The organism is Phyllobacterium sp. 0TCS1.6A (assembly GCF_026420825.1).
Classification (GTDB): domain Bacteria; phylum Pseudomonadota; class Alphaproteobacteria; order Rhizobiales; family Rhizobiaceae; genus Phyllobacterium.
On the sequence record NZ_JAPMAB010000001.1, the window covers coordinates 607,485 to 630,401 of the forward strand.

Below are 22,917 nucleotides of genomic sequence, written 5' to 3' on the forward strand. Positions count from 1 at the left end.
ATGAAGATTATCCGCATCCTTTGGCTCGCCGCATGGTTCATGCTGGCGGCGATGACCGCTGCCTTTGCCGATCCCATTTCGGGACTGGTGAGCCTGCTGGTGTCGTCGATCGGCAGTCTCGGCGCTTTCGGTCAGTTGCTTGTTGGCGCGGCGCTCAGTGTCGGCTCAACCCTGCTTCAGCGCGCAATGACGCCGAAGAACAAGCAGGAAGTTCCGGGCATCCAAGGGCAAATACAGGTCGGTGGCGACAATCCGCTGTCCTTTATCTTCGGAACCTACGCCACGGCCGGCCAGCTCGAATACGTAAACACGGCCGGCAATTCGGGGAAAACCCCGAATGCATATCTGACGCAGGTCGTCACACTTTCCGACTTGCCGGTAACCGCGATCCTTCCAAAGGTATGGATCAACGGCGAACGCTGCACCATCGACGATATTCTGGACCCTGGCGGCAGGGGAAACCAGGTTGCCGAGTATCGAACGGGCCCGAACAGCAACTATCTTTTCATGATCAGGCACCTCGGCGACCAAACCGCCGCTGATCCTTTCCTGCTGTCGCAGTTTGGCGGTGACGCCGATCGGCCTTGGACGTCCGACATGATCGGGCGCGGGTTGGCCTATGCCATCATCACTGCGCAGGTTAACCGCGAACTATTCACTGGACCGCCCCAATGCCGTTTTGAAGTCCAAGGCATCAGGCTCTACGATCCGCGATTTGACAGCACCGTCGGGGGCTCCGGTTCGCAGCGCTATGCGGATCCTGCCACTTGGCAGTTCTCGGACAATCCCGCTGTCGTGATTTACAACATTCTTCGCGGCATCTGGTACGGCACACAGTGGGTATATGGCTTGCAGGACCTGCCGGCGACGCGCTTGCCGTTGTCGAACTGGTTCGCGGCAATGAACGAGTGCGACCGGATCGTTGGTGGGCAGAAGCAGTTTCGTTGCGGCGGCGAAATCCGCACCAATCAGGAGCCGGCTGAGGTTGTCAACGAACTGCTGAAGGCCTGCAACGGCCGCATGGCGGAAATTGGCGGCATCTATAAGATCCGCGTTGGTGCGCCCACGCTGCCGGTCTACGCCTATACCGACGAGACGATATCCGTCACCGATCCGCGCAGCTTCGATCCATTCCCCGGTCTGGAAGCAACGCATAACGGCGTGCAGTATTCCTACCCGGAGCCGGAAGCCGCTTGGGAGATGAAGGACGCGCCGGTCAGGCTGCGATCTGACCTCGAGGCGCTCGACGACGGCCGCCGCCTGGTTGCCGACGTCAAGTTCAACTACGTGCCGTTTTCTGTTCAGTCCCAGCAGCTCGCCAAAGCGCTGATCGAAACGAACCGCAAGTTCCGCAAGCACAAGGCGGTGCTGCCGCCGGAAGCATACGATCTCGAGCCGCTCGATGTGATTTCGTGGACGAGCGAGAGCGAGGGCTATTCCAACAAGCTCTTCGATATCGAAAGCATGGATGACCTCGACAACGTCAACCAGGGTGTGGCGATCCGCGAGGTTGATCCGAGCGACTATGACTGGAACCCGGCAACCGATCCGCTTCCGTCGTCAGTCGGTTATCTCGGTCCAATCCGGCCGCCTGCACAGCCGATGGTGGACTTCTTCGCCGAACCGGCGGTGATCGAGGACAATGAAGGCAACCCGCGCCGACCGGCGATCAAGCTATCTTGGGATGGTGATCAACCGGACGTTATCGGCGTCGAATATGAGGTAAGGAACGGCGTTTCTCTCGAAACCCAGTATTCGAGCCGCATGGATCAGCCAAGCATCGGCGCGATCCTGATCAGCCAAGGCCTGTTGCCTAACACACTCTATGGTGTTCGGGCCCGATATATCCCCGGCAGTTCTAGGCAGACGTTGTGGTCGGGCTGGTTGCTCGTTATCACACCAGATATCCGCCTCGGGGCCGAGGACATCTATCTGCCGGGAATGGTTGATGACGTCATAGCGAGCATGGCTGGTCATCTCGAATGGCTTGCCGAGGGCGTTCACTATGCTCGGGACGAACTGGACCGCTTGAATAGCCTTGCCGCCAACGCTGCCGCTCAATCTGATCGCGATACATTCGAACTGAAGACCGAAGTAGGAAGTTCCATTGCCGAATATCGGCGTGAAATCCTCGTCGTGGCGACAGCCACAGAGGCATCTGCAATTCGGATCGAGGAACTGACGGCGCGGATTGATGACCCTGAAACGGGGCTTCAAGCTACTGCGAGCGCTGTTAGCACCCTTTCCGTCACGGTTAGCACGATTGGCGATGAAGTCACCGCCATAGGAAACTCAGTAGATTCGCTCACAGTGAGCGTCGGCAACGTCACGGCATCTGGCTTGGCTCGCACGACGGTGGAGGCAACGCAGGCAGGTGCATTCGCAACGATCGGGTGGAGTGTCGCCGCGTCCGCTGGCGGTCCGGCGTCCCAGGCCGCTCTGATCATGAGCGCTCGGACCGATGGCCTGAGTGAAATCGGGATGATCGCAGACCGGATTTATATGATGTCTGGCGGTGCCAAGCGGCGGCCATTCATCTTTCAGGGCGGCACGCTTTATCTCGATGACGTCAGGGTCAACACGCTCTCGGCCCTGTCGGCGGTGCTGGGCAATGTGGATATCAGCAATGCCATAATCGGCAATCTCATCGTCGGTACGTCCAACCTTGATTTCAGGGCTGTGACTGACAGTGCCGGAGGATCAGGTACGCTTAACCTTCCAGGTGGGCAGGGTACCGCTTGGCGGAATATATTCAGCGTCACCATCATCAATCCAAACGGCAATCCGGTGATGTTCGACATATCCTATTCCATCCGAGGATTGCCGATCGAGGGCAGTCATAATCCCCAGCTTCGCGTTATTCATCAGGCGAGCGGCGCTGTCGTCTGGCAGCGAACATTCACCTTTAACTCTGGTGATGGCGAGTTCAAAACCGATTCAAATTTCAAGATGTTCCGCGGCACGAGCGTCGGCAGCGAGACTTATATTTACCAAGTCTACAACGATAGAGATTTCGGCGTTCAGACAACAGGTTCGATGAATCTGACCTGGTGGAAGCGCTGATCAGCCAACCTTCAATCCAAAGGAAAACCATGTCTGAGAACCGTGTGCAGATCGCGCCTATGGCCGCGGTCAACGAACAACGTGCGCTTATCCAGCACTACGAGAACCGCAATCTGCTTCTCGCCAATGAGCTGCAAACACTGCGCGACCAAAACGAGCAGTTGCAGGCTCAGTTGAAAGAGGCTGGTGAAAGGATCGCTGAGCTTTCGGGCGAAGAACCCGAGACGATCGAGGAGAGCAACTGATGGCGATCAAGCCTGACTATGATGCCGGCACCGTCAGCGTGGCCGCCAATGGGACGGTTGTCACGGGAACCGGCACGCTATGGGCAATAGCCACCATAGGGCCCGGCGACACATTCAAGGTGAAGAACCTTGATGCGGTGATTGCATCCGTCGATAGCAACACGCAGATTACGCTGGCCGAGCCTTGGACAGGCGGTGCCCTAACCGACAGCGCCTATCGCATTCGGTTCCAGCCTGACGGTTCGCGCTTCACGGCCGTTTATGCGCAGATGCGAGAGTTCTTCTCCGGTGGTTCCGTGGCAGCGTTGCAGGCACTAACTGGTGCTGCGGACAAGTTGATCTATTTCACGGGCGCCGGCACGATGGCGCTTGCTGACTTCGGCGCCAATGCCCGATCAGTTCTGGCAAACGCCAAGGCTTGGCTTGCTTCTTTCGCCGGCCTTACCATGGCGGCGGATCAGCTACCCTATGGGACCGGCGCGAATACCATGGGTTTGACGCCGCTGACGGCGCAAGCCCGCTCGTTTCTTGCAGCGACGAGCGTTGCCGATCAACAATGGGCGCTCGGCATATCGGCTTTCATTCGGACTCTTCTTGATGATCCAGATGCCTCCACGGCCCAAACGACGCTTGGCATATCCGCCTTTGCAAAAACACTACTTGATGACGCCAACGCGGCGGCAGCCTTCGCGACACTCGGTGGAAGCTCGGGACCCGGATGGGTGCGATTGCCCGGTGGTCTGCTTATTCAATGGGGAACAACCCTTCAAGTTACGTCTTCCGGTGGCGGTGTACAGGTCAACCTACCCACGGCCTATTCTAATGCGAACTATAGCATCATGATGCAGCAATGGCGCAACAGTAGCTTTACACTCATCCCGCAACTATACGAGGCGGGATTTCCAACGGCGTCCGCTTTCTTCTTTCTGGTTAAACAAACGCATTTGCAAAACGCCGCGTATGCAAGTGCAACGATTCAAGTGTCATGGATTACGGTGGGGATATGACCATGGAAAACGAATTCTACGCCAAGTTCAATGAAGACGGCATCGTCGCTGGTTTCTGGCAGAGCGCCGCTTATGCCCCGCCCGCCGATGGAGAGGATCGCAACTCGATTATTCCAGCCGATGCCATCAAGATCACCGAAGCGCAGTTCGACGAGCTTTTTAACAATCCTCAAACGCGCAAATGGCAGGGCGGTCACGTCGTGCCATGCGAGCCGCCTGCGCCTGAGCCGATAATTCCCGACCGGGTTTCACGACGGCAGTTCCGATTGCAGCTCATCGATGCCGGGCTACTCGATCAGGTAGAAGGATGGATTGCCACTCAGGATATTCGAACTCAGGCCGCCTATGCCGATAGCGGGTCCTTCGTCCGCACCGATGAAATGCTGCAGCAGGGGTTCTCCGCGCTCGGCTTTACCGAACTGCAGGTCGATGAGTTCTTTACGGCGGCAGCGGCGCTCTAAAGTGTGAGCCTTCGACGCGGAGCGGTTGGCGCCGAAGGCTCGTCGCCAGCCGGAGTAGCAGTCACGGCCCGCGAGCTTGGATCATAGGGGATATTGTCGGGCCTGACGAGTGCCTGTTGGGGGTGCACCCGTCAGGCCCATAGCCGCTCGGACACTCGTTGCGGCCACGTTCAAATTACCATCAATCAGACGCCCACGAAATATTCTGTGCGGAAGTGAACAAAGCAGAGCAGGCCTGGCGGAAAATTGCTTGGGGTTACCGCCAGGCCCTAGCCGTCGATCGGACGATCGACAGCATTCAATCCAAACCCACAAAGGCTTTCTCATGAAACTGACAGCCGACATGCTGCGCCGGATCGCTTTGTCGACTCCGAACGTGAACATTCTTGCCCTGATCGTCGATGGCATCAATACACATGGCGACAGGTTCGGCCTCGATCAGCCGCACCGCCAAGCCCATTATCTCGCCAATCTGGCTCTCGAAAGCGGCGGGTTTACCCGGCAGACCGAGAACTTGAACTATACGAGCGCGCAGCGGATCTATGATGTGTTCAAGGGATCGAGCAAGAGTCCGCGCTTCAGGAGCGTGGCCGAGTGCCAGCTATACGTTCGCAACCCAGAGAAGCTTGCGAACAAGGTCTATGGTAACCGGATGGGCAATACCAAGCCCGGCGATGGATGGCTCTATCGCGGACGGACACCAAAGCAGATCACCGGAAAGTCGAACTATGCCGCGTTCACCAAATGGGTTCTCGGCATCTTTGCCGAGGCGCCGAACTTTGTGGCCGATCCTGATGCCATCACGCACAACCCCTGGAGCTTCCTGGCAACCGTTTGGTTTTGGGACGCGAACGACTGCAATCGGTATGCAGACAGGAACGATCCCGAAAATCTGCGCAGGGTGATCAATGGCGGGCTCAATGGTTATGCCGACGTCCTAGCCTATTATGATCGCGCCGCGCTCGTTCTCCTGGGCTATGGCGTGAACGAGGTTGCCAAGTTCCAGCGCGACAACGGCCTGACGGCTGACGGCATCTCGGGCCCGCTTACTCGGGCAGCGATGCACCAGGCGCTCATCAAGCTCACCGACAAACCGGCAAGGGCAAAGACCGTTCAGGCCGCTCCGGTGGTCGAGGTCGAGAAGGTGCCGGTGAAGCTCGGCAATCCCGAAAAGCCATTCTGGAAGTCCAAGGAGTTCGTTGCCACCACATTGACCGGCGGCGGGCTCACTGGCGCGGTTTCGGCTGTCGGCACGATCCCATGGCAGAACCTCATTGTTCTGCTTGTGGCGGCTTTCCTTGGGTTGATGGGCTTCCTCGCCTGGTCGCACATCCGCGATCGTCACAAACAAGACCAGAAGGCGGAGGCCATCAAATCATGATCGCCATCATTCTCAGATACTGGCAGGTCGGGGCAGGGGCGGCGCTGGGCGCGCTGCTCGCGGCCGGTCCCGTCTATCTCTACGGCGCCAGCCAGGGCCGCCAGCAAGCCGCTGTGTCTGCAGCGCTCGAAGCATCCAAAGCCTATCAGGAAAGGGCGGAAACCAATGACAAGATTCTCTTTCTCGATGCTGTTGCTCTTTGCCTTGAGCTTGGCGGGCTGCCAGACGAATGCACCTCCGAGCTGCGCGGGTTGGCAAAAGGTGCGGCTCCTACCGAAAACAGCGGTATACCTCGCAGGCAATGACATGACGGCCGGCCAGGACGTCGCTTCACACAACGCAACCGGTCGCAAGCGCGGCTGCTGGGAATGAACTATGATCAAAGGAACGCCAATGACACCCACTGAGGAAACCGGCGACCTTCGGGTCAGGGTAAATGCGCTCGAGCATGCTGATGCTGCCATCATCACGCGTCTCAACATCCTCGAGCAATGGCAACGCCAGACGGAGATCGCAGAAGCGCGATCAGATGAAAAATGGAAGAACGTGGACAAGCGGTTTGACGACCTGGACAAGAAAATCGGCGCGGTCAGCAGCATCCTTCAACGGATCATGTGGATTTTCATCACCGCAATCTTCTTAGCGCTGGCAGCCTTCATCATCAAAGGGGGGCTGAATTTGGGCTAGGAATATAGAGGCCTGCTTACCTGCTTATTCGAAATGGTGCGGTGGAACATTTGGATTGGATCATTGTTGTACGTCTAAGCCACGTCTTGACTACGGCGCTAGTGGGGAATGGAGCAATGATCAGAGTTGCGAAAATTACGCTGCTTCTACCATTGCACTGCCACGAATGTGGCGAACGCTATGATTCAATACCGTTAGAGGATAATGATCAATCGCCAGTCCATTGTCGCGAATGTGGAGCCTATATCTGCCAATGGTTGGATCTTCGAAAGCACTGCTCCCGGCACACGTCGAAACCCGACATGAGCGCATGGATTGATGGAGCGTTTCGCCGACAAACTCGATACATCGCCGTTTCGATTCGATTTCGGTTATTCGAATGACACCGTGGCAATTAAAGCGTACGAATGACGTAGCGATTCCGACCTGCAATCTTTGCTTCGTAGAGCGCCCCATCACTCAACTTCAGGAGTTGCTGTGGCAACAATCTCTCATTTGAATCGAATACCACACAACCGCAGCTGATACTTAAGTAACCTGAAGGGGATGCCTCATGGCGTATACCTAATTCCTCCACGATCGTCATGAGCCGATCAAGTAAGGGGGCAGGATCTGTCAAGTTGACTAGGATGAAAGCGAACTCCTCCCCACCGTAGCGAGCAATAAAATCGGATTTTCTGAGGATAGACTGTAACGCCCTAGCAACTTTACGAAGCGCTATATCTCCCTCAATGTGGCCATAGCGGTCATTGTAGGCTTTAAAGTGGTCGACATCGATCATACCAACACAAATGGGTTCATTCGTCTCACTTACGCGTGCGTGAAGCCGAGCAAGTTCCCCGTCCAGATGACGACGGTTGGCGATTTCAGTCAATGGATCTTCGAGGCTCTGGCGAGAAAATGCAGCTCGTTCTTCCTCAAGTGTCCGGTTCGCTCGATGCAACGCCAGTTCGGCTTCGTGAGAATCTGTAACATCGGTGACAAAGCCGACCGCTCGTGTGGGATTACCGTCCCGTTCTAACACACACGCAGCAGACCGGACCCAGCGGACGCCGCCGCTCGGATGGACGATCCTAAAAGTCATAGAATAGTCTCGGTTCGTCGCGATAAGATCGCTCGCTATTCCGTTCACTTCTGTTGCCCTGTCCACGTCTTCCGGGTGGATGAATTTCCGAAACTCGGTAATGGAACGAACCGGGTGGGCGGGGTCGCGCCCCATAATTCGATACCAAGTTTCGTCGCAGTGAAGTTTATCGCTCTGGATGTCATAGTCCCACACACCGAGACCACCGACTCGAACAGCCATCTCCAGTCGTTCCCGGCTCTCCCGCAACGCTTCCACTGCTTCGCGCTCGGCGGTTACGTCCCGTGATACGCACAGAATCGCCGTTGGCAGTCCATTGGCATCCATGACCGGCGTCAGCATGTTGTCCCAATATTTAACGTTCTGAAGGGGGATGACACTGCGACCCGCAAAGCGAGCAAAAATGCCGGCTTTAGCGGTAGAAAGGGCGCGCTCCCCATGTTCCCAAACGTCTTTGGGCAAAAGCGGTAGCCATTGCATTCCGAACGATGATTCTTCCGGAACACCTAAGGCACGACATCCGGCCCTGTTCATATATATTACGGTGCCATCTAGGGCGATCAACTTGATGCAATCTACACTGACATTCAGCATGTCAGTTTGGATCGACTCGTGTTGCCGGAGATTGATCTCACTGAGCTTGAGGTTGTGAATATCCGCGCCGATACACAGCCAGGATCCTTCCTCACCTGCTTCTCGCTTATTCAAAGGTTGCATGCTGAGAAGAAACCAGTGCACAGCTCCTCGGCCATCGAGAAGCCGGCATTCAATATTGGTCTGCGACATCGTTGTGATTGCTGATCGAATTTGCACCATGACGGCCGAGAAGTCCTCTGGGCAGATCAACCGCGGCCAGTTAACATAGTGGCTGATATCTGGAATGTTTCGGTATTCGCGCCAAGCGGAATTCAGGTACCTTAGTTCGCCTGCGCCATCTAGGATGCAAGCCGGCGTTTGCACAATTTCAACGAGGCTTTGAGCGTCGGTAATCGAGTGACGTACACCACCTGCACTTACATATTCTGTCATGTTGACGTTCTCTGTCTAAATCTCACTCGCTAATAAGAGCAAACAGGAGAGGTTGCGAGCGTTTTTTCCTCTGAAGCGAACAAATCAAATTCATGCCATGCAACTTGATGATTGAGAGCATCCGATAGGTAGTTTGCGCAGTGCGGTAATATGATCGATACTGGTACGCGCCCAGCAAGGAATTGTTTGAAGGGTTCGTCACAGAGGCCAACGAATGATTTTGCGGCGGCGCGAGCTGGTGGCGTAACACCTGAAATCATCGGTATATTGGTGATCAAGGACATGGTAGGCGCTTACAATGACGGGAGTAATGCTTGTGCATTCGAATGACGAACCAGCCAGCAACCCGTTGCTTGCCGAAGCTTGTAACGAACTAGGCTTGACCAGCGGCAACTCGCGCATCGATTGGGCGTTTCCATGGCAACATTGAAATATTTTGACAGAACCGAATCGCCCGCTGCGACTTGCACTTGCTGCATTGGTCGAGGACATCGATCCCGACCGGGTATTTTCTAGGCTTGGGGACAAATAACCTGTTCGTGCTGTTCCACTCGAAGATTGGCATGAAACTGCATGACTAGACGATGCTCAGAATTGTGGATTGACCAAGGGCAAACTCGTTTCCGTTCAGATTGAGCGCTAAGTCTGTCACTTTTTTAAGATTTCTTCGGTATAGATGGGCAGAAGAATTCTAATGAGCTGTGGGTAGTCGCACTCCACGCCAGGCCGCGGGATAGGGCGCAGCGCCAAAGTTTGTTAGAACCGCACGAGTAAACGAAAGCGCTGTCGACGCTAAACCTATTGTAATGTGTTGGCTTGCTGGTTCTCTCGCAGCCACATTATACGATCCCGCCTTCTGATAGCTTATCACGATCCGCTGGGCGCTTCGGCGCTCGCTCGTGGACGTCATCTTCAGGCGGTATCTCAATAGGCTCGAGGCCCCGCAGGGCTCTGACGCGATTCGCGGTTACGACGGAAAGATTAGTCCACATATCCTCTATTGTTTCGGCTGCCTCGACAAAATCGTTCTCTAAGTCGTCCTCTTCCATCATCTCGATGATTCTGTCGAACGTCTCAGCACCTTTCTCGACCGAACGAAAAAGACGGGTTGCTTGGTCAAGCGAGAGACCGGGCAGAGCGAGAGTCTCAGCAACATCTGCGGCAATCTTCGTAGCGAAATCCGCTTGCTCTTGTAGCGTCGCTATCCAATCGATAGATATGATTTCCTCGCAGTTTGGCTAAAGTAGAAGAGATGCTCAACATGTCACATAGATCAACTGCGCACCTGAAATCGTTCTAAAATCAATGGCAGCCAAATTTGCAACAAGGTAACTCCAAAGGCCAACCTAACAATAGTGATAAGCAGATTGTTATTGGTGGTCCCGGCTGAGTTCAAACCAGCGATCTACAGGATTCGGAATATGTTGCTTTGCTAATGGAGCTACGGGACAAATAGCCGAGACATTACCCTTTCCTTGCGATGGGTTCGCCAATGTTCGGAAACCAGTCCTATTGATCGACGACGCGTATACTCCGCCATGATTGGCTGAACCGCTCTTGGTGGCTTGCGTTCCGAAGCTAGCTAGCATTATGTACAGGCATCGGTCTAGGATTTAAGGGAGGAGAGTGGATGGATTCGTATGATAGGAATCCGGAGTTTAGCATTGTGGATAGGGTGGCAATGGCTCTCTACGAGCGGAGAGCCGGGAGGCGCGGTGGATGGGATTCAATGCCGCCTTTCGTGCAAGAAAACTATAGGAAGGACGCACGGGCGGCCATAAACGCTGTACGGAACGTCCTGCTCGAGCCAACTGATGCGATGATAGACGCCGCAAATAGGGCGAGCCCATCCACGACAGTCGTTATGCTCAGATCTGCGATCGATGCCTCGCCATTATCACCAAAGGTCATGGACATTCCCGAAAGAATTCCTTCCAGAGATGCTCCACGCTTCACTAGGATCTGAACGCCGGAACCGAGCTACTAACAAGGTGTTGCTGTTCTGATGCCATTGGCTTTATGCCGCGTACAATCAGTCACTAGATTATTGATATGGTCGCTGGCGCCAACATGATATTTCATAGAGACTGACAATGGAATGCAACAGTGCGGAGGAAGGGACATCGGCCGTTAAAGCTGAAAATGCCAGCTTAACCAGGGCGAGGCTTGCGGCCATTGTTGACAGTTCGTTCGATGCGATCGTCAGCAAGACCCTTGACGGCACCATTACCAGTTGGAACAAGGCTGCAGAACGTCTATTTGGCTATTCAGCCGAGGAAATCATCAGCAAGAATATCCGCCTGTTGATACCGCAAAATCGGCAGGATGAAGAAGATGCGATCATCGCCCGCGTGAGCAGCGGGGAACGGACAGAGACATTTGATACAGTCCGTGTCCACAAGTCAGGAAAATTAGTATCCATCTCCCTGACCGTATCGCCCATCAAGGATGACGACGGGCATATTGTCGGCGCTTCCAAAATCGCGCGCGATATCACGTCCGCCAAAGAAAGCGAACGCCAGATTCGCACGCTGCTGCGAGAAGTCAATCACCGGGTAAAGAACCAGCTGTCCGTTATACAGGCGATTGTTCGTGAGACAGCCCGACGGGCGGTTACTGTCAAAGAGTTCGAAGAGCAGTTTCTCGAACGGCTTAGATCGCTCTCGAAGTCCCATGACCTACTCGTCGCGTCTGACTGGCAAGGCGCCTATCTCGGAACATTAATCGAAGACCAAATGCGTCCTTTCGGCAACGACAGCCTTGTTCATATGTCAGGCACGTTGCTCCATCTGGCGCCGGTCGCGGTCGTGAACATCGGGATGGCCATGCATGAGCTCGCGACCAACTCGGCCAAGTATGGCGTCCTGGCCGGAGGAAAAGGCAACATCACGGTCGAATGGAATATCGCTAAAGCTGAGGTCACGCCCGAACTCCACCTCACATGGTCTGAAACCGATTTCAGTCTGGAGGAGAACGAACAGACGCGAAAGCCTGGCTTCGGAAGTGTGGTTCTGCTGCGTATTTCTCCCCAAGCACTTGATGGCGTAGCGACCTTCTCGCGAACCGATGGACGAAGAATATGGCACCTGCGTGCGCCGCTTGACCGGTGTTTGAGCGAAGGCACAGGGGAAAAGTCCTTCTAAAAGGAACAATAGGCCCGGGGGAACCAGTTGAGCTACTTCGAGCCTAGCGGAGCCGCGCCGGCAACCCGCGCTGCGATTTCTGCTAACAGCAGTTCGTCTTGGCTAAACGCACTAGTCATCGATGGCAGTCGGAATGCTGGCCCCGACTGCCGATCAGCCGTTTATGTTCCATAAGATTCCAATAGTCTGCTATCTGCGATCGGCACAGCTGGTTTAAGCCTTCCGCAGGATCTGGCCGTCCTTCATCTCGAAGACTCCATCCTGGCCGCCCTGGCGGTTGAAGTCGAGTTCAAGATCGGCCCACCGGCCGAGGATAGCGCCGCACGTACTGCACTTGATCAAGGTGCTGTCGGTGATCTTCTCTGGGATCTCCAGATAAACCGTGCCGCAGGATTTGCAGTCGAGCTTGTGATCCAACCGTTGCATTTTTGGTATCCTTGTCTCGAACCATGATACTCTCCTCGGCGACCAGAGTCCGATTTAATTTGCCCCTTGAACGCCGGGCGGAACTAAACAGTTGGTTAATCATTTGAGACCGCTAAGCCCGGTGATCAAATGACGGAAGAAGACGAGCGTACCAAAGTTGCAAGAACGCTCAGAAATGCGCGCAACAGGCAGTACCTCGGGCGCGGTCTTAGTGTGCTAAAAGCTCCCATCCCGGATGATGATCGGTTTAATGAACTACTACAGTGTTTGACTGAAGCCGAACGCAAGCAGGACGAGTAGCCAGGGCGAAGCTAGCACTATTTGCTTCTCCGCATTGCGGCTTTGGTTGGTGCGGCGGCGTTCTACTCGCCGGGTTTCTTTCTGCGGAAACGTCTCAGTTCGGTCTCTTCCGAAAGCAAAGAATTATCTTGCAATGCAAGCGCCGTGTTGTCGGCAACATCGACGATCGCTGCCAGCACTTCGTCCTTATCCCAACCCGCCTCGGTTGCCTCGGTTAAGAGAGCAACTAATTCATCTTCGATCGCTCGCTGACAATCTGAGAAACGATTGGGGTCGCTGCGGGTCCGGCGGGGCGGGAGAATCATGCTGCTACCTTCTCTTGTGGGACGACGAAAAAACCCGTTGCATTTGCAACTCTAGTATCTCTTCGGCCACAGCGTGTTTTGCCAAGCGGAATCCTATTGCGAGCGATGAATGGTTGGCGCCGCTTGGGATCCGCCGACCTGCCGCCATAGGTAGACCTAGCGACCATCTTCAGTCGCTATAACAGGAGGTTGGAGCCGCTGCGGTTCTGATTTTCTCGGAGCGTATGCCCAACCGATGGCCATGGCGCTTGCTGCCAGAATCACGAACGCAATCATGTAGGGCCACGTCGGAGTGAGATATGGCACATATTCTTCGCGATCGCGCTCTCGAAAATCACGGAAAGGCATATTATCCTCTCGGTCATTTCTGATTATTATACGAGCTGCAGCGTGCTCGCACAACGGAAGGGATTGCCCCATGATATGATTCATGGACAGGACTGATCATTCCCTTTCCCGTAGTTTTCTTACCCAGTTCTCCATGGCGAAGAAGAAAATCACGAGAACGAACACGATTGCGCCGCACGCAACGGCTGTCTTCGGCCAAGCATTAATCAAGCTAGAGACGCCGAATAAGGTAGCTATGAATATCGCGAGCAGCGTGAGTTTTCGAAGCATCATTCCAGCCTTCGGTCTTCAAATTGGGAATAATATCGCGCCGCTCTGTCCTTTGGGGGCGGCTCTTTTGGCGTTTCAAGCACTACGCGTAGGCTTCCGCTTACCCCATTTCGGCGATGGCCTTCCTCCCGCCAGTGACGGCCCGGTGGGCTGCACGTATATGTTCGCCACTTTGGCCGCCTCGATCAGCGCGAACCGCGCCACGCCCGGCGACATCTTGCCTTCATGGCTGTTGATCAGCGCTCGTTTGGCTGCATCCAGCTCTGGGCTGGCATCATCAAACGGCCAGTCCCTCAGAATGAACTCTGCCGCATCCTCCAGTGTGGTGATGACGCGCATCTTCCCCGGCTGTCGGGTCAATAGAGTGACTTCTTGAAATCCCTTGTTCGGCATGAGTCCGAGAAAGTCTCCTGCAATAACTCGTTCCACGCATCCGCAATGTGCGGATAGATTAGCGCCGCCGGTTGCGGTTTGTATAGGCGCTGGTTACGTCGATGCCTGCAAACTCCAAAGGATTCTCATGAAAACCGTTGTTTCGTTCGCGGCCGCAGCTCTTGCCGAAATTGCCGGCTGCTTCGCTGTCGGATGTTCTCATTGAATATGTGGTATCGTGCCTTGCGGGCCATGATCAGAGCAGCTGCACTTACTTAAACCGCAATGTCGTGGCAGTTGTGGTTATTACTTCATTCATTCGAAGAAATTGCTTCTCCGCAGATCGTGCGGAGAGTTTATTACGCATCAATTTGAGGAGAGACTTTATGAAAGCCACGGTAAAACGTTTGGGCTCTCTGCGTTCCGCCACCAAGGTGACGCTCGCGGGTCGGAGCACTGCGGGGACAAACCAGTTGCGCATAGCCCGCGACTTGAACCATACGCCTTCGAGCGACTGGACCAAGCTCTCAAACATCCTGCGTCGTTCGGGTGGGGGATTCTCCCATTCGAGAACGCGGCCGGAATAATGATGGCCGCACAGCACATTCAAGAGATCGACGCGGCAATAGAAGAGCTTGTTCTATCTCGACGGCAGGAGATCATTCAAATTGCTCGTAACGGTGCCAATCCTGGCGCGCTGAAGAATCTGATGGATATCCAATCAGCGATCGATACATTGATCCGCGTCAAGGAGCAGTCGGTTTGATGGGGCTGAGTCCGGCAACATCTCAAAACTAGAATTCCCCCCGCTTGCCAGCATTCCGCCGGAATCTCTTCAGTTCTGTTTCCTCGGACAGCAGCTTATTCTCTTGCATAGCCAGGGCGGTATTGTCAGCAACCTCGACGATCGCTGCGAGCACTTCATCTTCATCCCAACCGGCCAGTGAGGCCTTGGCGATAAGAGCAATCAATTCATCTTCTATGGCTAGTTGGCAGTCAGAGAAGCGGGCAGGATCCGAGCGAGAGCGTCGGGGAGGAAGAATCATAATCTTTCCTTCATTTGACCTCGCAGCGTTCGGCTCTGGTTAGTTCGCTTGGTTGAAAGATCGCGATCTTCCTAAGCTGCTGTTTCAATTTGCCATCAGGTAGCTGCCTCCGCAAGCTCTGTCGCAGTTCGACTAATCAACTGTCAGAGTTGCAGCGTTCAGCGTGCTGTCAGGAAACAAGATGACCAGTTGCAAGCGCTCGTCTCTCGCGAGCCGCCATGCAGTGTTTCCAGCAGCCGGGATATTCGTATTGTCAAGTTCTTCTTTCGTAGCCTTCCGAAACCCGTATCGACCAAGAATTGGTAGCGTGCTCCTCAGCATATTGGTCGCAGTCTTTATTATAGTCAGTGGTAATCGGACGTTCTGGACCAAAGCCGCTACCTTGATGCAGGGCCAGAATATAGCGCTGACTTTGCTGTTCGTCGGACTGACGGCAGCCTTCATCGCGCTGTTCGTCAGCTTCTCGGTCAAATATATGACCAAGCCGCTGCTGATCCTTCTGATAATGATAAGCGCGTTTGCGTCATGGTTCATGGACCAGTACGGCGTGATCATAGATGTGGAGATGCTGCAAAGCGCGATCGATACCACAAATGCCGAGGCTGGACATTTCCTTACTCCAGCTTTCCTGCTGCATCTGCTACTGCTTGGAGTATTGCCGTCGCTTGCAATTGCCTACGTCCGGATCGAGCACCGGCCTTATCTGCAAAAGGTCAAGTGGAACCTCGCCGTCATTCTCCCTGCCTTGGTCGTTTTTTTGGCCTGTACGGCCGCCTATTCAGGAACCTTTTTTTCCCTCGGGCGAGAGCATCATGAGCTGTTTGATACGCTCAATCCAATCTCGCCGGTTGCCAAGGCCGTCAAACTTGTTCTGCGTGCGAACAGCGATCAGCATATCGTGGTACATCCGCTCGGGCTGGACGCCCATGTCGTCGGCACCTCGGCCAAGCCTCGCGTCGCAGTGATTATCGCCGGCGAAACGGCACGCGCGGAGAGCTTCTCTCTCGGTGGCTATCAGAAAGAGACCAATCCCGAACTGGCCAAAGAGAACATCACCTATTTCCCGCACACCAGCAGTTGCGGTACAATCACCGAAGTCTCCATCCCATGCATGTTCTCTGTCTATCGGCGAAAGGAATATTCGCACCGAAAAGGCCTTGAGACGGAGAATCTCCTGGATGTTCTTGGCCATGCGGGGATAAAGACCGAATGGTGGGACAACAATACCGGTGACAAAGGCGTCGCCAAACGCACCGCCTACACGCCACTCTTCAAATCAGGCAACGCGACATTCTGCAATAACCAGGAGTGCCTCGACGATATCCTCCTCGCCCAGCTCGATAACTGGCTGGATGACGTAAAGAGCGATTCCGTGCTTGTGCTGCATCAGCTGGGCAGCCACGGACCAGCCTATCACCTGCGCTACACCGAGGCGTTTCGGAAATTTACGCCCGATTGCCAGACGGCCGAGTTCGGGAGATGCAGCCGTGATGAAATCATCAACGCCTATGACAATACGATTCTCTACACCGATCATTTCATCGCGACGGTCATCGAGAGACTGAAGCAACGGCAGTCCCAACTAGCGGTCTCGATGCTCTACGTGTCGGATCATGGCGAATCTACCGGCGAATATGGCCTCTATCTGCACGGCACGCCGTATATGGTGGCGCCCTCGCAGCAAACGCACGTACCGTTCCTCGCCTGGCTTGGCGATGATGAGGAAAAGCAGGTCGATAGTGCCTGCCTCGGTCGTGTGGCTGGCAATGAATATTCTCACGACAATCTCTTTCATACCGTTCTGGGCATGATGAGAGTGGAAACGAACGTCTATCAGACAGCACTCGACGTATTCGCACCATGCCGCGGCAAGAACACGAGCCAATCTTGACCGCGGCGCGAAAGGCGACAGGGCTCCGGCATCTCGTCGCGGCAGGCCTTTACAGTTTCGGTGGGGCCAAACGGCTCTTGCGGGAGAGCGCAGCGCGCCATGAGGTGATCGCCTTCGCTGCCTCTGTGCTCATGCTTTTGGCGATCGGCGCTGGCATAACCCGGTTGCTGGTACTGGTTGTGCTCTTCTTCATTCTTTTTGCCATCGAGGCCATCAATACTGCTATCGAGGAGCTGGCCGATATGATCTCGCCGGACTATTCGGTGGGTGCCCGCAATGCCAAGGACCTCGGTTCGCTTGCCGTATTCCTGGTGATCGCCGCTATCGGCATTTATCTCGCGATTGTTGCCGGTGGATTGGCCCTGTCGTGACAGATAGCACTCGCGACGGCGATAGACAGCCTTTTACCCATGTGACGACGACTGCGGGCCTTGCAAAAAAGCCGCGGACGTCCAATTGTCTCAAGCGAGGACCGCCGGTCAAGGAATGCGCCGTGAGAGTTCTGCTTGTAGAAGACGATGCCATCATAGGGGCGGCCGTTCGTGACCATGCGCAGAGTGTTCACCATGCGGTGGATTGGGTGGAAACGCTCGAAGACGCGAACGCTGCACTGCGTGCCGTTGACTATGGGCTGGTGCTGCTCGATCTGCGGTTGCCTGACGGCAGCGGCATTGAGTTCCTGATAAACCTTCGCAACAATCGCGACGCTACTCCCGTGATTGTTTTGACTGCACATGACCAGATCTCCGACAGAATAGCGGGACTCAATGCGGGGGCGGACGATTATCTGGTGAAACCATTCGACCTTGATGAATTGACAGCCAGGATGAGGGCCGTTGCGCGTCGTCACGCTGGAAATCCGGTTCCAGTAATCGAGTTGGGAACGGTCCGCGTCCATATCAGCGATCGACGCATCGTCAGCGAACAACAGGAGATCATATTGTCGGGCCGCGAATGGGCCGTTCTTGATCGTCTATTGTTGCGTCGCGGTGCGGTGGTTTCCAAGGCCCAGATTGAGGAGGCGCTTTATGCTTTTGGTGCGGAAATCGAAAGCAATACGGTCGAGGTCTATATCAGCCGTTTGCGCAAGAAACTTGGCCGTGACGTAGTGAATACGATCCGCGGCGTCGGCTATTGCGTGCAGATCAAGCAATGAGAATATCAAGTATCACACGGAAGCTGATCCTCTACCTGACGACGGCCTTGATAGGTTTCTGGCTGCTTGCTGTCTTGGCCGGCATTTATGTAATGCGCGATGAATTCAGCGAAATATTCGATGGGTCGCTACAGGAAACTGCCGAACGGTTGACGCCGTTGGTGTTGGACGATCTCACCCATGCTGATGGCCAGTTGGCGCCTCGGCAACTTCAGCCCGTCGCCACCATGCCCGAGCGCAGCTACCTGACGTATCAGGTTCGAAACGCCGTGGGTGACGTGGTGATGCACTCCCATGACATTTCGGCCGAACCTTTTCCGGCACCTCTCACACATGGCTTCTGGCAGGATGCCAAGGCTCGCTACTTCACCGTGTCTGCGGCAGACGGTTCCATCTTCATCCAGGTCGCCGACAAAATGGAACATCGCGATGAGGCGGCGAGGGAGGGGGGACTTGCACTTCTTCTACCCATTCTGATCCTTATTCCAGCGAGCATCCTAGTCGTATGGCTGGTCATCCGCCGATCGATGAGCCCGATCACGGATCTACGCGAGGCGATCGCAAGCAAAGATGGCGGCAATCTTCAGCCAATCGAACTGGCAGCGCTGCCCGACGAATTGACGCCTATTCTAGAGTCGGTAAACCGGTTGCTCGATCGCATAAGGGCGGCGATGGAAGCAGAGCGAGCGTTCACGTCCAACAGCGCTCATGAACTCCGCACTCCCTTGGCCGGAGCGCTGGCACAGACCCAGCTGCTGAAAGCAGAACTGACCGACCGGCGCAACCTGCGCCGCATCTCCGATGTGGAGGGCTCTTTACAGAAACTGATCCGCCTCGTTGAAAAACTCATGCAACTGGCGCGGGTTGATGCGCGTATCGGCCTATCGTCCAACTCGGTTGATATGGGGCAGCTGTTGAGTTTGATCGTGGAAGAGCTCCAGCGCTCCGCGCGCACAAACAAGCGCCTTCGCTACGAAAATTCGGCTGTCAGGAAGGTACATCTGAAAATAAACGAGGATGCTTTTGCCATAGCAATAAGAAACCTTATCGAGAACGCGCTGATACATGGAGATGCCGAAAAGCCGGTATATGTCGAGCTTCGCCCCGATGGCGAAATCCAGATATCCAACCACGGTCGGGTACTGGATGCCGATGAACTGGTGAGCGTTCAGAGCCGGTTCAAGCGCGGCAAGACCAGTGCGGAAGGCACTGGGCTTGGACTCTCCATCGCCTCGGAATTGATCGGTCAGATGAACGGTCGTCTTGTATTGAAGTCGCCGGCCCCACAATTGGGTGAAGGCGTACAGGCAATCATCACTTGGCCGCACAGTTGAATATCGGATCACCATCCGCGAGCCACCGGCAAACGCGAGCGCGGCCGTAGGTTGGCCTTCTTCCTATCGGCCGGCGTGATGAACTCTCCACAGAACATCTCGGCGAAAGTCTCTGCAGCCTCCTTGGTCGGAAAGCAATAGATCTCGTAGTAGGTTTTCTCCTCGTCATAATAGACCGAGAATCCGAGCGCATAAGCGCCGAGCTCGTACTTCACTTTCATCACGTTATCGACCCGCTTCCATCGCTCCGGCACGTCGTGGTTGAGCATGATCTGGAATGGGAATTGCGCATCGATCATGCTTGTGGGGAGCGCGCCGCGGCTGCGTGAGGCCATCTCAATGCCTCCCTTGCAGCAGTTTCGGCTTCCAGCCGCGCGTATAGCCATGGCCCATGGCCAGGGCGGCATACTGCAGTTCCTTGATGAGGAACTCACGGTCGGACAGCAGCGTCTCAATAGCGGAATATACATCGCCACCATGCTCGGCGATTAGCTCCTCGACCTCGTTGTCGTGTTTCAGCTCCGGTTCATTCATATTGGCTTCTCTCCTTCGAGACAAAGCCTGTCCGCCCCGTCAAAAGACAGGTTTTGTTAGCTCTTCAATTGTCGTGAAACGGCTCGCCGCTGCCGTATGTTCTATATTTGTTCTCGTTTGGCAGGAGAGTCAATATCGGAATAGCTTCAAGGACGCCGTTCAGTGCAACCGGAGCTAAGGTTGTTGATAACTATCCCATGACAGCAAGCACGCCCAATGGGCGAGATCTATCGTCAAGACGACGTTCTGTGGGCAAAGTGTTCAAAGGTGACCTGCCACGGATCACTATCCAACAAGCGCTCTTCACCGGTCCAATGAAAGCTATTTGCGGTGATTTCCGTGAACCGCCACCGCGCTTTCAGCCCGCGTGAATCCTCGCCCAGTTGAACAATGTCCTTGCCCTCTGCCCGACCGATCTGGCGCGAGTAATCCTGATTTAGCGGGTCGCTCCAGATGATGTACCAACCGCCGATCCCAGGGTCGAAGACCCGTAACGTCGTGCCATACATGGTGGAGGGGGCAGGGCGCTTGGGCCTGATCCAGATGTCCTGAATCGCACGGCCCTCCAGTACCCAGTCGAAATGGATTTCGCCCGTCGATGTCTGTGTCGTGCCGTCATGGAGATGATGAATGGTCTCCATTTCCCAGCTTCCGATTAGCCACCCATAAAGCTCCATGGCTTTCTCATTTTCACGTGCCGGACCGTCGGAACCAAGAGCGGCGAGAAGCGGTGAAATCATCATAGCCAATCCATCGTGTTAAGCGGTGTCTAAGTGAAAGCATCTCACAGTCTACCTGACAGCCTCCTGTCACCAGTGGTTTCCCATCCCTCAGAGAGGCAGCGCTTGAGCCAATATAGACATTACAGGAACGTGTGCGTGATCACGACAAGGCGCCGCTGCATGAGGTGACGGAAGAGGATTATTGAGCCGCCAAGGTGTGGCGGTGCACCTGCTAAACCATTGATATTTGGTGCGCTAATTTCCTGCCACACCTGAATGTAAGTAATTGATTTTGCTCAATTTGACTACCCCGGGCGAGGCCTCCAAAATGTTTCTTGATAGTATCAATGTAGTATGAGCGACCGCAGACCAGTACGGGAATAATGGCGATCGATTGGATCACGCGGCTTGCCTGGATTGAATATAGGAAATTATTGCTATTAAGATGCACTGATATGGGTGCGACGCTGGAAGCATGATGGCCAGTCCGCACAACAAACCTTAATTTGATTTTTACCCCATCGGGGCCTATGTAATGAGCATGGACAAACACAGCGAAAGCAAACCAATAAGAGCAGATGCCTTCAAACAAGGCTTCATGCGCGGGTTTACTGCACCGTTTTTGTTCTTCTCGCCAATAAAAGTCCGGCGCCCAACACAGTTCAATGGAAGTGTTGCCAAGGCATGGGCTGACGTCGGCAAGGCCCTTTCTTTAGCGACAAAAGAACAAGGGTCCTATATTGAGCAAAAAACCGGCAGGCAAATCCCCCGACACAAGTCAAGACGCAAAGCCGCCTGACCAGGCTTTACAAGAGCAAATCGAGCGTGAAATTGGTTCGTTGGTGCCGCAAGGCCAGCGAACTCAGATCGTAGCCAGACTGACCAGGGTCGTCAGCTCGAACGAGAATTTTTCGGGCCCCATCGCTCACCCCAAGCATTTTCGTGAGTATGAGGAAATTCTGCCCGGATCGGCGGAGCGAATAATTTCCATGGCCGAGAGCGCTCAAGCTCACAACCAGGACATGGAACGAGCAATTGTGCAAGGTTCAATTCGTACAAGCAGGGATGCCATGTACCTTGGTTACTCCGTGCTTCTTATTTTGATTTGTTCTGGCTTCTATGCTGGCCTGAATGGCAACAACATCCTCGCCGGACTGTTGCTGGGAACCGGCATCCTCGGCGGCGCTGCTACGCTGATCAGAGGCGGGTCCATCGATAGCTCAAATCCGGATAAAGCCTGATCCGTATTGCCAGTGAATGCCCGCGTTCCGCCAACTGGGCAGAAGCCGTACGCCATTATGAACATCGACCACGAGACGGGCGCACACCTGCCCGTTTCGGCCGCCTGTCTCGCCGCCGCCCATGAAATTTCCCGGATGCCGGAATCAGCTCGAACGGCGTTCCGAATAGCGCCGATAGACGCCTCTGCCGGCCTTCTTGGCGATATAGAGCGCGGCATCGCCGCACCAGAGCAGGCTTTCCGGCGTGTCGCCATCGCGCGGGGCGAGCGCCGCGCCGACGGTTACGGTGATGTCCGCCGTCTTGCCGTCGGCAAGCTGGTAGGGGTGGGAGACATAGCCGATGATGCGGTCGGCGATGCTCGCCACTTCATTGGCGGTCACCTGCAGCAGCACGATCGCGAACTCGTCGCCATCGATGCGGTAGACCACGTCGTTCTTGCGCATACATGATTGCAGCCGGTCGGCCACGAGCTTCAGTACGAGGTCGCCCTCGGCCCGGCCATGCTGCTCGTTGAATGATTTGAACCCGTCCAGGTCGATGCACAGGATGGCGAATTGCAGCCGGTCGTCGAAATCGCTGTCGGCATAGGAGCCGAAAAGACTGTCGAGATGTTCCTGAAGCGCGGCGCGGTCGGCGAGGCCCGTAAGTTCATCCTGGCTGACCGGAAAGTCGCCAAATCCTCGAGACTCGATCATCGGTTTTGAATTCCTATCGTCCACGAGAACGACTCCATTTCTCCCAGTATAGAATGACAGGAGCAGCGCTTATGTTCAATAGACATTAGCTTCTAGGGTTAAAACTATCGAATTGCTTCAAATTTGAGCAAATCTATAATGAAAATTGCATCAGGTTGAAATTATTCGCCGGATGG

Annotated in this window: 25 protein-coding genes; 16 read left to right on the plus strand and 9 right to left on the minus strand. The window is 54.9% G+C overall.

Translation table 11 applies throughout. From position 1 onward, the window contains the following. The 7 genes from OSJ75_RS03000 to OSJ75_RS03030 all read left to right on the plus strand — a co-directional run bounded on the left by OSJ75_RS03000 (position 1) and on the right by OSJ75_RS03030 (position 6,844). Positions 1–3,063, plus strand: a complete 3,063-nt coding sequence (locus OSJ75_RS03000; RefSeq protein WP_267226875.1) for a phage tail protein — start codon at positions 1–3, stop codon at positions 3,061–3,063. Positions 3,064–3,092: 29 nt separating this feature from the next. Then, positions 3,093–3,308, plus strand: a complete 216-nt coding sequence (locus tag OSJ75_RS03005; protein ID WP_267226876.1) for a hypothetical protein — start codon at positions 3,093–3,095, stop codon at positions 3,306–3,308. After that, positions 3,308–4,315, plus strand: a complete 1,008-nt coding sequence (locus tag OSJ75_RS03010) for a hypothetical protein (RefSeq protein ID WP_267226877.1) — start codon at positions 3,308–3,310, stop codon at positions 4,313–4,315. The genes OSJ75_RS03005 and OSJ75_RS03010 overlap by 1 nt, the downstream gene beginning before the upstream one ends. Positions 4,316–4,317: 2 nt before the next feature. After that, entirely contained in the window at positions 4,318–4,776 is a 459-nt protein-coding gene (locus tag OSJ75_RS03015) for a hypothetical protein (RefSeq protein WP_267226878.1), read from the plus strand. Positions 4,777–5,101: 325 nt separating this feature from the next. Continuing rightward, on the plus strand, positions 5,102–6,157 hold the full coding sequence (locus OSJ75_RS03020; RefSeq protein WP_267226879.1) for a peptidoglycan-binding protein: 1,056 nt from the start codon (positions 5,102–5,104) through the stop codon (positions 6,155–6,157). Beyond that, on the plus strand, positions 6,154–6,462 hold the full coding sequence (locus OSJ75_RS03025) for a hypothetical protein (RefSeq protein WP_267226880.1): 309 nt from the start codon (positions 6,154–6,156) through the stop codon (positions 6,460–6,462). Before OSJ75_RS03020 ends, OSJ75_RS03025 begins: the two co-directional genes overlap by 4 nt. 70 nt (positions 6,463–6,532) lie before the next feature. Then, positions 6,533–6,844 (plus strand): hypothetical protein, encoded by a 312-nt coding sequence (locus OSJ75_RS03030; RefSeq protein ID WP_267226881.1) that lies wholly within the window; start codon positions 6,533–6,535, stop codon positions 6,842–6,844. A gap of 394 nt (positions 6,845–7,238) precedes the next feature. On the opposite strand, the gene OSJ75_RS03035 is transcribed toward OSJ75_RS03030, so the two are convergent. After that, on the minus strand, positions 7,239–8,957 hold the full coding sequence (locus tag OSJ75_RS03035) for a diguanylate cyclase (RefSeq protein WP_267226882.1): 1,719 nt from the start codon (positions 8,955–8,957) through the stop codon (positions 7,239–7,241). Positions 8,958–11,050: 2,093 nt separating this feature from the next. Here OSJ75_RS03035 and OSJ75_RS03040 point away from each other — a divergent pair. Then, the gene (locus OSJ75_RS03040; protein ID WP_267226883.1) at positions 11,051–12,100 is read left to right on the plus strand and encodes a sensor histidine kinase; all 1,050 of its coding nucleotides are present in this window, start codon (positions 11,051–11,053) and stop codon (positions 12,098–12,100) included. A 213-nt stretch (positions 12,101–12,313) separates the two neighbouring features. On the opposite strand, the gene OSJ75_RS03045 is transcribed toward OSJ75_RS03040, so the two are convergent. Further along, positions 12,314–12,526, minus strand: coding sequence for a hypothetical protein (locus OSJ75_RS03045; protein ID WP_267226884.1), 213 nt, complete (start codon positions 12,524–12,526; stop codon positions 12,314–12,316). A 129-nt stretch (positions 12,527–12,655) separates the two neighbouring features. Here OSJ75_RS03045 and OSJ75_RS03050 point away from each other — a divergent pair, with 129 nt between their 5' ends. Continuing rightward, positions 12,656–12,826: a hypothetical protein gene (locus OSJ75_RS03050; RefSeq protein ID WP_267226885.1), complete on the plus strand. Its 171-nt coding sequence runs from the start codon at positions 12,656–12,658 to the stop codon at positions 12,824–12,826. A gap of 62 nt (positions 12,827–12,888) precedes the next feature. On the opposite strand, the gene OSJ75_RS03055 is transcribed toward OSJ75_RS03050, so the two are convergent. Beyond that, the gene (locus OSJ75_RS03055; protein WP_267226886.1) at positions 12,889–13,131 is read right to left on the minus strand and encodes a hypothetical protein; all 243 of its coding nucleotides are present in this window, start codon (positions 13,129–13,131) and stop codon (positions 12,889–12,891) included. Positions 13,132–13,824: 693 nt separating this feature from the next. After that, a complete protein-coding gene (locus tag OSJ75_RS22900; protein ID WP_416362504.1) occupies positions 13,825–14,142 on the minus strand; it encodes a DUF982 domain-containing protein in 318 nt (105 codons plus the stop codon). A 568-nt stretch (positions 14,143–14,710) separates the two neighbouring features. Between OSJ75_RS22900 and OSJ75_RS03065 the strand changes: the two genes are divergently transcribed. Further along, entirely contained in the window at positions 14,711–14,887 is a 177-nt protein-coding gene (locus OSJ75_RS03065) for a hypothetical protein (protein WP_267226888.1), read from the plus strand. A gap of 28 nt (positions 14,888–14,915) precedes the next feature. Here the strand turns inward: OSJ75_RS03065 and OSJ75_RS03070 are convergent, their stop codons facing one another. Further along, positions 14,916–15,167, minus strand: a complete 252-nt coding sequence (locus OSJ75_RS03070; RefSeq protein ID WP_267226889.1) for a hypothetical protein — start codon at positions 15,165–15,167, stop codon at positions 14,916–14,918. Between the two features lie 181 nt (positions 15,168–15,348). Here OSJ75_RS03070 and OSJ75_RS03075 point away from each other — a divergent pair, with 181 nt between their 5' ends. From OSJ75_RS03075 to OSJ75_RS03090, 4 genes are all read left to right on the plus strand, one after another. Continuing rightward, the gene (locus OSJ75_RS03075) at positions 15,349–17,058 is read left to right on the plus strand and encodes a phosphoethanolamine transferase (RefSeq protein ID WP_267226890.1); all 1,710 of its coding nucleotides are present in this window, start codon (positions 15,349–15,351) and stop codon (positions 17,056–17,058) included. After that, the gene (locus tag OSJ75_RS03080) at positions 17,055–17,429 is read left to right on the plus strand and encodes a diacylglycerol kinase (protein ID WP_267226891.1); all 375 of its coding nucleotides are present in this window, start codon (positions 17,055–17,057) and stop codon (positions 17,427–17,429) included. Before OSJ75_RS03075 ends, OSJ75_RS03080 begins: the two co-directional genes overlap by 4 nt. 122 nt (positions 17,430–17,551) lie before the next feature. Next, the gene (locus OSJ75_RS03085; protein ID WP_267226892.1) at positions 17,552–18,214 is read left to right on the plus strand and encodes a response regulator transcription factor; all 663 of its coding nucleotides are present in this window, start codon (positions 17,552–17,554) and stop codon (positions 18,212–18,214) included. Then, positions 18,211–19,548 (plus strand): ATP-binding protein, encoded by a 1,338-nt coding sequence (locus tag OSJ75_RS03090; RefSeq protein ID WP_267226893.1) that lies wholly within the window; start codon positions 18,211–18,213, stop codon positions 19,546–19,548. Before OSJ75_RS03085 ends, OSJ75_RS03090 begins: the two co-directional genes overlap by 4 nt. Positions 19,549–19,556: 8 nt before the next feature. Here OSJ75_RS03090 and OSJ75_RS03095 read toward each other — a convergent pair whose 3' ends face one another. The 3 genes from OSJ75_RS03095 to OSJ75_RS03105 form a co-directional block, all read right to left on the minus strand. Then, the gene (locus OSJ75_RS03095; protein ID WP_267226894.1) at positions 19,557–19,883 is read right to left on the minus strand and encodes a hypothetical protein; all 327 of its coding nucleotides are present in this window, start codon (positions 19,881–19,883) and stop codon (positions 19,557–19,559) included. A gap of 1 nt (position 19,884) precedes the next feature. Then, a complete protein-coding gene (locus OSJ75_RS03100; protein WP_267226895.1) occupies positions 19,885–20,082 on the minus strand; it encodes a hypothetical protein in 198 nt (65 codons plus the stop codon). A gap of 233 nt (positions 20,083–20,315) precedes the next feature. Next, complete coding sequence (locus tag OSJ75_RS03105; RefSeq protein ID WP_267226896.1) at positions 20,316–20,825, minus strand: hypothetical protein; 510 nt, start codon at positions 20,823–20,825, stop codon at positions 20,316–20,318. 520 nt (positions 20,826–21,345) lie between these two features. Here OSJ75_RS03105 and OSJ75_RS03110 point away from each other — a divergent pair. Both OSJ75_RS03110 and OSJ75_RS03115 read left to right on the plus strand, forming a co-directional pair. Then, positions 21,346–21,603, plus strand: coding sequence for a hypothetical protein (locus OSJ75_RS03110; RefSeq protein WP_250014039.1), 258 nt, complete (start codon positions 21,346–21,348; stop codon positions 21,601–21,603). Beyond that, positions 21,545–22,045 carry a DUF2335 domain-containing protein gene (locus OSJ75_RS03115; protein WP_250014041.1) on the plus strand — a complete coding sequence of 167 codons (501 nt, stop codon included), beginning with the start codon at positions 21,545–21,547 and terminating at the stop codon, positions 22,043–22,045. The genes OSJ75_RS03110 and OSJ75_RS03115 overlap by 59 nt, the downstream gene beginning before the upstream one ends. 144 nt (positions 22,046–22,189) lie before the next feature. Here OSJ75_RS03115 and OSJ75_RS03120 read toward each other — a convergent pair whose 3' ends face one another. After that, positions 22,190–22,741, minus strand: a complete 552-nt coding sequence (locus OSJ75_RS03120) for a GGDEF domain-containing protein (protein ID WP_250014043.1) — start codon at positions 22,739–22,741, stop codon at positions 22,190–22,192. Positions 22,742–22,917: the final 176 nt, after the last annotated feature.